The organism is Treponema sp. UBA753, from assembly GCF_002297325.1.
GTDB lineage: Bacteria > Spirochaetota > Spirochaetia > Treponematales > Treponemataceae > Treponema_D.
Genome location: NZ_DBKJ01000100.1, coordinates 1650 through 13276 on the forward strand (window position 1 = coordinate 1650; position 11627 = coordinate 13276).

10 protein-coding genes are annotated in these 11627 nt (G+C 41.0%); 6 read left to right on the plus strand and 4 right to left on the minus strand.

The genetic code is table 11. The features are described 5' to 3' along the window. A partial coding sequence (locus tag B4C08_RS08290; RefSeq protein WP_296664359.1) for a hypothetical protein occupies nt 1–464 on the minus strand: 464 nt, incomplete at its 3' end. A 146-nt stretch (nt 465–610) separates the two neighbouring features. Here B4C08_RS08290 and B4C08_RS08295 point away from each other — a divergent pair. From B4C08_RS08295 to B4C08_RS08310, 4 genes are all read left to right on the plus strand, one after another. After that, entirely contained in the window at nt 611–1114 is a 504-nt protein-coding gene (locus B4C08_RS08295) for a DNA-deoxyinosine glycosylase (RefSeq protein WP_296664360.1), read from the plus strand. 66 nt (nt 1115–1180) lie between these two features. Continuing rightward, nucleotides 1181–1624 carry a flavodoxin family protein gene (locus B4C08_RS08300; RefSeq protein WP_296664362.1) on the plus strand — a complete coding sequence of 148 codons (444 nt, stop codon included), beginning with the start codon at nt 1181–1183 and terminating at the stop codon, nt 1622–1624. Nucleotides 1625–1767: 143 nt separating this feature from the next. After that, entirely contained in the window at nt 1768–4434 is a 2667-nt protein-coding gene (gene leuS, locus B4C08_RS08305) for a leucine--tRNA ligase (protein WP_296664364.1), read from the plus strand. Further along, nucleotides 4435–5367 carry a cation diffusion facilitator family transporter gene (locus B4C08_RS08310; protein ID WP_296664365.1) on the plus strand — a complete coding sequence of 311 codons (933 nt, stop codon included), beginning with the start codon at nt 4435–4437 and terminating at the stop codon, nt 5365–5367. 205 nt (nt 5368–5572) lie between these two features. Here B4C08_RS08310 and B4C08_RS08315 read toward each other — a convergent pair whose 3' ends face one another. The 3 genes from B4C08_RS08315 to B4C08_RS08325 are packed head-to-tail and all read right to left on the minus strand — an operon-like array spanning nt 5573 to nt 7904. Then, nucleotides 5573–6568 (minus strand): tRNA-dihydrouridine synthase family protein, encoded by a 996-nt coding sequence (locus B4C08_RS08315; protein ID WP_296664367.1) that lies wholly within the window; start codon nt 6566–6568, stop codon nt 5573–5575. Beyond that, nucleotides 6565–7068 (minus strand): C-GCAxxG-C-C family protein, encoded by a 504-nt coding sequence (locus B4C08_RS08320; protein WP_296664369.1) that lies wholly within the window; start codon nt 7066–7068, stop codon nt 6565–6567. The genes B4C08_RS08315 and B4C08_RS08320 overlap by 4 nt, the downstream gene beginning before the upstream one ends. Continuing rightward, nucleotides 7065–7904 carry an Mrp/NBP35 family ATP-binding protein gene (locus B4C08_RS08325; RefSeq protein ID WP_296664371.1) on the minus strand — a complete coding sequence of 280 codons (840 nt, stop codon included), beginning with the start codon at nt 7902–7904 and terminating at the stop codon, nt 7065–7067. The genes B4C08_RS08320 and B4C08_RS08325 overlap by 4 nt, the downstream gene beginning before the upstream one ends. A 421-nt stretch (nt 7905–8325) precedes the next feature. Between B4C08_RS08325 and B4C08_RS08330 the strand changes: the two genes are divergently transcribed. Both B4C08_RS08330 and argS read left to right on the plus strand, forming a co-directional pair. Further along, complete coding sequence (locus tag B4C08_RS08330) at nt 8326–9387, plus strand: glycosyltransferase family 4 protein (protein ID WP_296664373.1); 1062 nt, start codon at nt 8326–8328, stop codon at nt 9385–9387. A 313-nt stretch (nt 9388–9700) separates the two neighbouring features. Continuing rightward, nucleotides 9701–11530, plus strand: coding sequence for an arginine--tRNA ligase (gene argS, locus B4C08_RS08335; RefSeq protein ID WP_296664375.1), 1830 nt, complete (start codon nt 9701–9703; stop codon nt 11528–11530). Nucleotides 11531–11627: the final 97 nt, after the last annotated feature.

Here is an 11627-nt window from a genome sequence, read left to right on the forward strand (position 1 = left end):
GCCTGGCAGTTTCCCCAGGCGAACATGATGTATTCAAAATAATCCGCCGGGTCTTTTGCCGCGTTCCGTGCCTCCTTTGCAAGTTCCGCGCCGCTCATTTTCCGCGCTTTTACAGGCGAAAGCAGCGAGCCGCAGTCAAAGATTTTTACCGCGTTTTCCACAGGCGAAGTGTGGCACACAAAATCGGTCATGCAGCCTTTGTAGGTGGGGCAGGCGGTGCACTCGGTGATTTTTGCCGGAGCGGAAAGGCGAGTTTTGTTTTGACTTTTGAACCGTTCGATTTGCAAAAGAAGGTCGTCGCCCGCTTCGATTTGACATTCGCGGCCGTAAAGTTTTTCGTAGTTGATGAAGTCCAGTACCGTCTGAATTTCCCAGTCCGTTATTTTTGGAAATGCCGAAAGCTTCTTGTAGAAAACGCCGTCCCAACATTCCGTGCAGTCAAAATTTCCAAGTCTGATTTTCATTTAGTTCTCCGTCCTTTATTGTTGCAAGCGAGGAAATTATAGAATGAAAAGAATGCATTCTGCAACTTCCATGAAATTTTTTTATTGACTTGACGATAGATTCGCGCCTATCATTAACCAAATTTAAAACTGAGAAAATAAATTTTATGCAGAAAAATATTTTTGTTCCACAGCATATCGTGCATCCGTTCGCTCCGTTTTTTTGCGAAGATTCTTACGTTCTTATTGTGGGCAGTCTTCCTTCTGTAAAGTCGCGGGAAAATGGATTTTACTACGGACATCCGCAGAACCGCTTTTGGAAAATGCTTGCCCTTGTTTTTTGCGAGGAGCTTCCGCAGTCTACAGAAAAAAAGAAAAATTTTTTGAGGCGCAATAAAATCGCGCTTTACGATTCAATTAAGGAATGCACAATTTGCGGCTCATCTGACAGCTCAATTAAAAACGTTGTTCCTTCCGATATAAAATCAATCGTTGAAAATTCCAGTGTCCAAAAAATTCTTGCCAATGGAAAAACTGCCGCAAAATATTTTTTAAAATATCAAGATGAAACTTTGTGCTCCATGCTCAAAGCTCTTCCGTCCACAAGTCCTGCCAACGCTTCATTTTCCCTTGAAAAACTTGCGGAAATTTGGCGCGCGGAATTTCAATAGCGAAGTTGCATTTTGAATATTTTTTTGTTAGTTTGTTTTTATACTAAAATTTAAAAGGATGAAGAAATGAAAACTGCGATTGTTTATGAATCAACTCACCATGGAAACACAAAAAAACTTTGCGATGCTATTGCTCAAAAATTTGATGTTCAGCTTTTTGATATTAACGATAATGTTTCGTCTCTTGACGAATATGATTTTATCGGAATTGCATCAGGAATTTCATTTGGGAAATTTTACAAAAACATTCTTGAAAAAACTTTTGAATTTTTGCCGGAAAACAAAAAAGTGTTTTTTATTTTTACAGCTGGAAGTCCGCGCGAATCTCATGCGGATGCTGTTAAAAAAATTGCGGAACTCAAAAACTGCAAATGTCTTGGCTCTTATTTCTGCAAGGGATTTGACACTTACGGGCCATTTAAAATTATGGGCGGAATAAATAAAAATTGTCCTACAGAAGATGACTTGAAAAAAGTCCTTGAATTTTACGAAAAAATAACTCAAGCGTAATTTTAGAGCTTCGCTATTCATTGTCTGGTTTTGACCAGGCATTTTTTTTGCTTCCTTTCCAAAATCCGAAATTTCAAATCCCATAGAAAATATTTTTTGTTTATTCTATAATACTGCCACATCATTTTTTACAGAGGCTTTTTATGTCTAACTATCCTTTTCAAAATATCGAAATAAAATGGCAGAAGTACTGGGAAGAAAACAAAACTTTCCGCGTAGAAGAAGACAAATCATTTCCAAAAGAAAAACGCAGATATATTCTTGATATGTTTCCTTATCCGAGCGGAGCAGGGCTTCATGTAGGACATCCTGAAGGCTATACTGCCACAGATATTTACAGCCGCTACTTGCGCATGAACGGCTACAATGTTTTGCATCCGATGGGATACGATTCATTCGGACTTCCTGCTGAAAACTATGCGATAAAAACAGGAACTCATCCTTCAATTACAACAAATGCTAACATTGCGAATTTTACGCGTCAGATAAAAGCTCTTGGATTCAGTTATGACTGGGACAGATGCGTTTCAACTTGCGATCCTGAATATTATAAATGGACGCAGTGGATTTTTCTTCAGCTTTACAAAAAAGGCTTGGCTTACGAAGCGGAAACTCCAATCAACTGGTGTCCTTCTTGCCTTACAGGTCTTGCAAACGAGGAAGTGAAAGAGGGCAAGTGCGAAAGATGCGGCGCAGTTGTAACACGCAAGACAATCCGCCAGTGGATTTTAAAAATCACCGATTACGCAGAACGTCTCCTTGAAGATCTTGATTTGCTTGACTGGCCTGAAAGCGTAAAACTCATGCAGAAAAACTGGATTGGAAAATCTTGCGGTGCGGAAGTTGAATTTGAAGTTGCTGACAAAGACGGAAACGGAAGCGGAAATTATTTGAAAGTCTACACAACAAGAGCCGACACGCTTTTTGGCTGCACTTACATGGTAATGTCGCCAGAACACAAAATGCTCAAGGAACTCACAACTCCAGAGCAGAAAGCGGCAGTTGAAGCTTATGTTGAAGAAGCCGCAAAGAAATCCGACCTTGAGCGCACTGACTTGAACAAAAACAAAACTGGCGTTTTTACAGGAAGCTACGGAATTGATCCTGTAAATGGAGCAAAAGTTCCAATCTGGATTTCTGATTACGTTTTGACTTCTTACGGAACTGGCGCGATTATGGCTGTTCCTGCGCACGATGAGCGCGACTGGGATTTTGCAAAGAAATTCAATCTGCCGATTATAAAAGTAATTGCTACAAGAGAAGACGTTGTTTCCCTTGGCGGCGGAAATGAAAAGAAAGGAGCAGAACTTTTGCAGGCCGCTTCAAAAAATCCAGAGGAATACAAAAAGCTTGTTGACGCCCACCCGGAAATTTTCTGTGTGGCGAACGAATGCACTTCAGCAAAAGACGGATATTCAATCAATTCGAAATTCCTCACTGGAAAAAGCACAAAAGACGCAATTCAGGAAATGATAAAATTCCTTGAAGAAAAAAAATGCGGAAAGGCAACCGTAAACTACAAGCTCCGCGACTGGATTTTCAGCCGTCAGCGTTACTGGGGAGAACCGATTCCTCTTGTTCACTGCGAAAAATGCGGATGTGTTCCGGTTCCAGAAAAAGATTTGCCTGTAAAGCTTCCTGATGTAAAATCTTATCAGCCGACAGGAACAGGAGAAAGTCCTCTTGCTGCAATCGAGTCCTGGGTCAACACAACTTGCCCTAAATGCGGTGGAAAAGCAAAGCGCGAAACAAACACAATGCCTCAGTGGGGCGGCTCATGCTGGTATTATCTTCGCTACCTTGATCCAAAAAACAATTCACAGTTCTGCTCAAAAGACAAAGAAGAATACTGGATGCCTGTTGACCTTTATGTTGGAGGAGCTGAGCACGCGGTTCTTCACCTTTTGTATGCAAGATTCTGGCACAAAGTTCTTTATGACATCGGAGCAGTTTCAACAAAAGAGCCGTTCCATCGCCTTATAAACCAAGGACTTATAACTTCGTTTGCATTTCAGCGCAAAAACAAAACTCTTGTTCCGACAGATGAAGTTGAAGAAAAAGACGGAAAATATTTTGAAAAGTCAACAGGCGAGCAGGTTGAGCAGATTATCGCCAAGATGTCCAAGTCGCTCAAGAATGTTGTAAATCCGGACGAAATGATTCAGAAGTACGGGGCAGATTCTGTGCGTATGTACGAAATGTTCATGGGACCGCTCACTGTTTCCAAGCCGTGGAACACACAAGGACTTGTAGGAATAAACCGTTTCCTTGAAAAAGTCTGGAACATAAGCGAAAAGCCAATGGACGACATCGACATAAAAGGCAAGATTGAAGACAAAGCTCTTGTTGCGCTTAGAAAAACTTTCGCCCAGACAATCAAAAAAGTTACAGAAGACACATCTTCTCTCAGCTTCAATACTGCAATCAGCCAGATGATGATTTTTATAAACGAAGCTTCAAAGTTCAATTCTCTTCCAAAAGAAATGTGGAAAGACTTTGTTCTTATTCTTAGCCCTTATGCTCCTCACCTTGGCGAAGAGCTTTGGCAGAAACTCGGCGGAACAAAAACTGTATCTTACGAAAAATGGCCTTCGTTCAGCGAGGAATTCTGCAAGGAAGACAGCATTCAGATTGTCGTAATGATAAACGGAAAACTCCGCGACAAATTTGAAGCCGCTCCTGGAACAGATGACGAAACGCTTAAAAATCTTGCATCCCAGACAGAAGGCTACAAAAAGTTTACGGACGGAAAAACGATTGCAAAAGTCATTGTTGTAAAAGACAAGCTTGTAAACATCGTGGCAAAATAAATGAACGCGACAAGCCTAAAAGCCCATTACATCAAAGTGGCAGGAGTTGCATCCCTCGTTGGAAACGCAGTTCTTGCCGCTGTGAAGTTTTTGTTCGCATATCTTTCTGGTTCTCTTGCGGTTGCAGGAGACGCCGTTGACAGTTCAACAGATGTTCTGATTGCTCTTGTAACTTTGTTTGTAAGCCGTATAATTCAGCAGCCGGGCGACAAGGAGCATCCCTGGGGGCATGCAAGGGCAGAAACGACTGCGACAATGGCTTTGGCTTTTATAATTTTCTTTGCGGGTGCGCAAATTGTTCTTTCTGCGGCAAAAAAACTTATTCTGCATGATTTTCACTCTGAAACTTCACTTGTGGCGGTTTATGCGGCTGTTATTTCAATTGCAGGAAAATCTCTTCTTGCCTTTATTCAGTTTCACTACGGAAAAATTGCCGAAAGCGAAATTGTAAAGGCAAACGCCCAGAACATGAAAAGCGACATAATGCTTTCCGCCGCTGTTCTTGCAGGACTTTTATGCTCAGACTTTTTTAAGCTTCCTTTTCTTGACCCGGCAATTGCGCTGCTTGTGGGACTTTGGGTTATAAAAAATGCCGCTTCCCTTTTTGCAAGGATGAACCTTGAGCTTATGGACGGAAACGCTGACAGTTCCCTTTACAAAAAACTGTTCGATGCGGTTGCAACAGTTCCCGGTGTCCAAAATCCGCACAAGGCCAGAATCCGCAGAATGGCTTCCAGTTTTGACGTTGACTTGGACATTGAAGTTAACCCGTCGCTTTCCGTTTACGAGGCGCACGAGCTTAGCGAGCAGGTTGAAAGCGCAATACGCAAGGAAATTCCTGAAATTTACGACATTGTGATTCATGTTGAGCCGAAAAATTCCGATTTGCATCAGCCCAAGGAAGAATTCGGCTTGAATCCTCAAAATTTATGAGGAATATTTAAAATTCTTCTGGAAAATTCAATATTCTTGAAGAATATCTTAAATTCCTGTGGAAAATTTAATATTCCTAAAGAATAACTTATATTCTTGAATATTTATGCAAAAAACTCAGGAATATGCAGTATTCTTCAAGAATATGCATAAAAATACAGGAATATCTCTTATTCCTGAAGAAATTTCCTTGAAACTGAAAAATTCACACTTGGATGTAGCGTTCCTGGGGCTGTTTTTGAAAATAATCATAAATTTCTTTGCGGCTTTCTTCATTTGACTTGTAATTCAGCATTTTTGTCTGAAAATAATGTCCAAACTCGAACTGGGCGCAGTAATACGAAAAAAAACGCTGGATTCGTGTCTTGTGGAATTCCTTTGGCTGAAATTTTTCAACATTGTCTATAAAATTTAAAGCGGTCTGCATTCTGTCGATGTTGATTTTTTCTGCGGAACCTTCAAGTTCTTTTTTTATCTGGGCGAAAACCCAAGGGCGTTCGGCGGCGGCTCTTGCAATCATGATTCCGTCTGATTCCGGGGCTTTTTGAATTGCAAACTTTGCGCTTGCGGCATCCTTTATGCAGCCGTTCACGTAGACTTTGATTTTTTTTGAATACCGCTGTGAAAGTTTTTGCGCAAACTCGTATCTTGGAAGTCCGCGGTATTTTTCCTTGATTGTGCGCGCATGAAGCGTTATAAGTTCAACGCCGTTTTCTGTCAGCATGTCTGTAAAGTTAAAAAAGCTTTTTTCCGTGAAGTTTTCATCTCCAAGCCTGCATTTTACGCTCAGCCTGAAGTGTTTTTGCATTTTTTCTTCTATCAAATCCAGCGATTTTTTTACTTGAATGACTGCTTCTTTTGTTTCATTTAGCGGCTTTAGCATCCAGGCGATTCCGGCTCCTGTCTTGTAGATTTGCGGGGCGGAGCAGCCCATGTTCAAGTCGATTCCGATACCGCCTTTTTCGCATACTGTTTCTGCCGCCTTTGCCAAGGATTCTGCGGAAGTTCCTGTTAGCTGCCACACGATTTTTTTTGGGCAAGGTCCGTTTAGAAGGTAATATTTTTCAAACGGTCCCATGTTCAAAAGCGAAGATGCGTTTATCATTTCTGTAAAGTATTCATCGCAGCCTCCGAATTCTTCCACGGAAATTCTGAATGCTTCGTGGCTCAAGGTTGCCATTGGCGCACAGATAAGTTTCATTTTGTATTCAAATATTCCGCAAAAAGCTCAGCGGCATCAGAGCAAAGTTCAGGGCAAGGTCGTTTCTTATAGTATTCTTCCGTTCTTTTTTCTGAAACCGGGGAATCTGCTTTTCCTTCCACGGAATTTTTTCGCAGGTAGCTTTGAGACTGTCCGAGCGGCGAAAGTCCAAGAAGTTCCCGGCAGATAAACGAGCCGTTCTTTTCCCTGAACTTTTCGCACAAAATTTGTCCGTCTTTGTAAACTGAATCTTTGGCTTCTTTGTCCTTTGGATCTGAACTACCGCTTTTTATGCTTAATGCAAGCAGCATTCCGTTTACCGCGCCGCACATTTCCCGCATTCTGCAAGTTCCGCCGCCAAATGCCTGAGAAGCTTTTAATGCAAGTTCCCGGTCAATTCCAAGCTCATTGCAGAAAACTTCAAGAACCGACTGGGCGCAGTTGAATCCGCTTAGAAAATTTTCCTTTGCGCGTTTTTTTGCTTCTTCCGCGGAAATCATAGCGACTCTACAGCTTTTGCAGCTTCTTCAATAAAAGGTGCGTCAAGAGATTCAATTTCTCCCTTGTCAACGGAGGCAGACATATTCTGTTCTATCGGAATGCGCGCAAGAACCTTTAAATTGAATTCTTCCGCGATTTTTGTGATGTTGCTTTCACCGAATACTTTTATTTCTTTTCCGCAGTCCGGGCATTTTACATAGCTCATGTTTTCTACAAGTCCCAAAACTGGAATATTCATCATGTTTGCCATGTTTACGGCTTTTTCAACGATTACGCGCACGAGCTGCTGCGGTGAAGAGACAATTATAATTCCGTCTACTGGAAGCGATTGGAAAACTGTTAGCGGAACGTCTCCAGTTCCCGGAGGACAGTCAACAAACATAAAGTCAACGTCTTCCCAAAGAACATCTGTCCAAAACTGGCGCACTGCCCCGGAAATAACAGGACCACGCCAAACAACCGGGTCAGTTTCGTTTTGCAGCAGGAAATTCATTGACATAAGCTGAATTCCTGACTTTGACTTGACTGATTTTAGGTATCCGCCTTCGCTTCCGTCGCTGTTTTTTTCTGAAACACTTTCTGCGCGCACATTTCCAAGCCCAAATGAAGTTGGAATGGAAGGTCCTGTAATGTCAGCGTCAAGAATTGCTGTCTTGAATCCGTCTTTATTTACTTTGCAGGCTAAAAGGCTTGTTACAAGCGATTTTCCGACTCCGCCTTTGCCAGAAACAATTCCAATAACTTTTTTTACAGAAGAGCCTGAATGAAGATTTTCCTTTAAAGGCTTTTTTTCACATTTGTCTCCGCAGCTGGAGCAGCTTCCACCACAAGCCATTTTTCACCTCGATTTTTTTGTGTTTAGTTTGCAATGAATATAATCAAATTTCCGCAAAAATACAATAAAAGGCTTATGCAATAACAGGGCAAAGGTATTATAAATGTATTCAGCATAAAACTGGCTTCCAGGCACGGTTTCGTGGTTCAAAATCGCGCAATAATGCGCTACACGCTGATTGTTGTAAAGTAACTATAGAATTGCCCGCTCATGCGGTCGCAACAATCAGAGTATTTTTGCTCCACGAACCGTTCCTTCGCACAAACTTTACTTAAATTATTTATAATGTGTTTGCCCTGTATGCAATAATAATATATGTTATATACAGTGGGTATATTGAAGTGAATATAAAAAAATGTTAGTTTATAGTTCACTCTCAGTAAAAAGTAGTAAAAATGAACTTTTTAGTGGGGGGGGGTGCTTGTTGATATTTTATGCTTCGTTGCTGACTTTTGTTTTGAGCCTTTTGATGACTTGGTTCATAATAAAAATTTGCAAAAGATACGAAATTTATGATGAAATAGATCCTCGCAAGATTCACAGTGGAAACATTCCTCGTTTAGGAGGGGTTGCAGTCTTTGTGTCTTTTTTTGTTTGCGCAGGAATTTATGTATGTCTTTTTCAAAAGGGCGCATTTAATTTTGCCTGGCAGGCTTTTTTAGGACTTCTTTTGATATTTGCCTTTGGATTTATTGACGACCTTGTTGACCTTCATGCGCGGTTTAAGTTCTTAGTTCAAATTGCTGCGGCTCTCTTGGTTGCGCTTAGTCCTGTTGGAATCAGTAAAATATTCTTTGTTAATTTAAATCCTGTTTTGGGAAAGGTTTTTACTTTCTTTTGGATTTTGGTCTGCGTAAATGCTTTTAATTTAATTGACGGAATTGACTGGCTTTGCTCTGGAATTTCATTTCTTTCTATTGTAACGCTTGGCTTTTTAAGTCTGATTTTTAGAACTGATTCATTTTCTCTTTATTTTATTCTTGCGGGCGCAATAGCAGGCTTTATGGTTTTCAACAAGCCTCAGGCAAAAATATTCCTTGGGGATTCAGGAAGCCAGACCTTGGGCTTTGCGGTTGCAGTTTTTCCGCTTATTTACAAAGAGTCTCCAAGCTTTGAGTACAACAAGATGCTCATAATGCTTCTTATTGCATCCATTCCGCTTACCGATGTTATTGCCGCCACTTGGAGAAGACTCCGCGATCACCGTTCTATTTTCAGTGCGGACAGATCCCATATTCACCACAAAATGCTGAACGTTGGATTTTCCCGATGCGCGACAATTGCATTCCTTTTATGTCTTCAAGTTCTTATTTGCTTTTCAGTTTTAATTTCATACAAACTTACTGTAAGGGTTGCGACTGCCGAGCTTTGCCTGTTTTTGGCTATAGTTGAGCTTGTTTTTATTACTTTCCATTATCTTAATCATTCTGTAAATCTTAGAAAGACAGGTCATCTTCAAGATCATCCAATGGAAGAGCATTAATCCAGTGTTTTTTCCCTTCCTGTTATAAGCGGAACGTTGTTTTTCTTTTAAGCGGAATGTTCTTCCTCTTCTAATAGGAATGCTTCTTTTGTTTGAGCAGGAATTTCAAATTATATATTTTACTGTCATTATCGGGCTTGACCCGATAATCTATGGGAGTGCTGTGTCAAACACGGCAATGAAACTTAATATGAGTGTTCATTTTTCTTCAAAATTCCCATGCTTTTCACTTTGTTCTTATTTTGTTATACTCTCTAAAAATAAACCGCTGTCCGCTTGCTTTTTGGACAAAGAAAATTTTTAAGGAAAAACTATGTTAAGTCAAAAAGATTTGTTTAAATCCGCTGTATTGAATGCTGTAAATCAGTTTAAAATTGAAAATAAAATAGATTGCCATGAAATTGATGAAAAACTTGTTCGCGTGGAAAATCCGCCTCGCCCTGAAATGGGAGACTTGGGAAGCCCGATGTTTCCGTTTGCCAAAATGTTCAGAATGGCTCCTCCTGCAATTGCCGCCGCAGTTGCTATGTCGCTTAAAAAATCTGCGGGAAACGATGCGTCTCTTGCTTCTCTTGGTGAATTTGACGCTGCCGGTCCTTATGTGAATGTAAAGCTCAATAAAGCTGCTTCTGCTTCAGGAATTTTGGCTTCGATTGTTTCGCAGGGGGAAAATTACGGCTCTTTTGATTCAGCAGGGAAAAAGCCTCTTGAATGTCAGCGCATTATGGTGGAATTTTCTTCTCCAAACACAAACAAGCCGCTTCACCTTGGACATCTTCGCAATGACGCTCTTGGTGAAAGCGTTAGCCGGATTCTAAAAAAAGCAGGCGCGGAAGTTTTTAAAGTTGATCTTATTAACAACCGCGGAATCCATATCTGCAAATCCATGCTGGCGTATAAGCTTTTCCACGAGGCAAAGAACGAAACTCCGGAATCTCTTGGAATGAAGGGAGACCATTTTGTGGGCCAGTGCTATGTTGAGTTTGACAAGTATTCCAAGGAGCACCCGGAAGCTGTTCAGCAGGCGGAAGAAATGCTTGTAAAATGGGAGCAGGGAGACAAGGAAGTCCGCGAGCTTTGGCAGAAAATGAACGGCTGGACTTTGGACGGACTTAAGGAGACTTACAAGCGAACAGGAATCGTTTTTGACAAATTTTACTTTGAAAGCGACACTTATTTAAAAGGCAAAGACGAAATTTTAAAGGGACTTGAAAAAGGCGTGTTCTTTAAAGCTTCCGACGGCTCTGTAAGAATTGACGTTACAGATGTTGTTGGAAAAGGCAAAGATGAAGACAGTCACGAAAAAGTTCTTCTTAGAAAAGACGGAACTTCTGTTTACATAACCCAGGACATTGGAACTGCAATCAGCCGCCACAATGACTGGCCGTTTAACCAGCTTGTCTACGTTGTTGCAAGCGAGCAGAACTACCACTTTAAAATTCTTTTCCATATTTTGAAAAAGCTTGGATTCAGCTGGACTGAAAAACTGTTCCATTTGAGCTACGGACTTGTAAATCTTCCAAGCGGAAGAATGAAAAGCCGTGAGGGAACTGTTGTAGATGCCGATGACTTGATTGACAATCTTCATGCGCAGGCTTTAAAGGCAATTGAAGAGCGTGGCAGAGATAATTCTGTTGGAAATCCTGATGAGGTTGCTGAAAAAGTTGCGCTGGCTGCCTTGGATTATTACCTTTTGAATGTTGCGCCTGTAAAAGATATGCTTTTCAATCCGGAAGAATCGCTTAGTTTCAACGGAAACACGGGACCTTATCTTCAGTACATGGGAGCGCGTATTGCTTCTATTTTACGCAAGGCAAAAGAGCAGGGACTTGAGCCTTCTGTTTTGGCAGAGGATTTTTCACTTTTAACTGCGGAAAGCGAATGGGCTTTGATAAAGGATTTGGAAAGATTTCCTTCTGTTGTTCAAAAATCTGCGGAAACTTTAGATCCAAGCGGAATGACTTCTTACCTTTATGATGTAAGCAAAAGTTTCAGCGCGTTTTACCGTGACTGCCCGATTGTTGGAACTGCTTCTGAAAATGAACGTCTTGCAAAAGCCCGTCTTGCTCTTGCGCAATGCACGTTGACTGTTTTAAAAAGCGGAATGGAACTTGTTCTTGTTCCTTACTTGGAAAGAATGTAAAGCGCATAAAAAATGCTGCCTGCATAGCAATTTATGCGGGTGGAATTTTTGAATTTTATATTTTACTGTCATTATCGGGCTTGACCCTGCGATGTTT